This window comes from Dietzia sp. UCD-THP (assembly GCF_000349585.1).
GTDB lineage: Bacteria > Actinomycetota > Actinomycetes > Mycobacteriales > Mycobacteriaceae > Dietzia > Dietzia natronolimnaea_A.
The window spans coordinates 1-485 of record NZ_AOSR01000130.1 but is presented as its reverse complement, the minus strand read 5'-3'; the positions used below and the strand labels follow the sequence as shown (position 1 = coordinate 485).

Here is a 485-nt window from a genome sequence, read left to right as displayed (position 1 = left end):
ACCTACCGCGAGTGGACTTCGCCGCAGCGCGTGGTGGCGGCCAGGACCGTCAGCGACGCCGAGGTCGAGGACACCGTTCGCAAGCTCGTGTGGCAGCCCGATGGGCAGGGGCGCCGGAAGATGCAACCAGCCGGCCTGTACGGGCGCCGCAAGATGCTTGCCGAGGTGCACCGGGCCGGTCTGACCACAGCCAGCCCAGGAGCAGTGGACCGTGTGATGCGAACACTCGGGCTATCAGGCGTACTCCGGTCCAAGAAGGTGTACACCACCTCCTCGGATCCGGACGGTGTTCGGGCGCCGGACCTTGTCGATCGCAACTTCACCTCGGATCGGCCCGACCGGCTCTGGGTCGCCGACTTCACCTACGTCCGGACTTGGGCCGGCTTCACCTACGTGGCGTTCATCGTCGACGTGTTCGCCCAGCGCATCGTGGCGTGGAACGCGGCCACCACCATGGCCACGGACCTGGTCATGACTCCACTGCG

The 485-nt window shown here is 67.2% G+C and carries 1 protein-coding gene; it reads left to right on the top strand.

Annotated features, from left to right (window positions below):
* Positions 1-485, top strand: a 485-nt coding sequence (locus H483_RS39550; RefSeq protein WP_017836484.1) for a DDE-type integrase/transposase/recombinase, incomplete at both ends; no start/stop codon positions are given.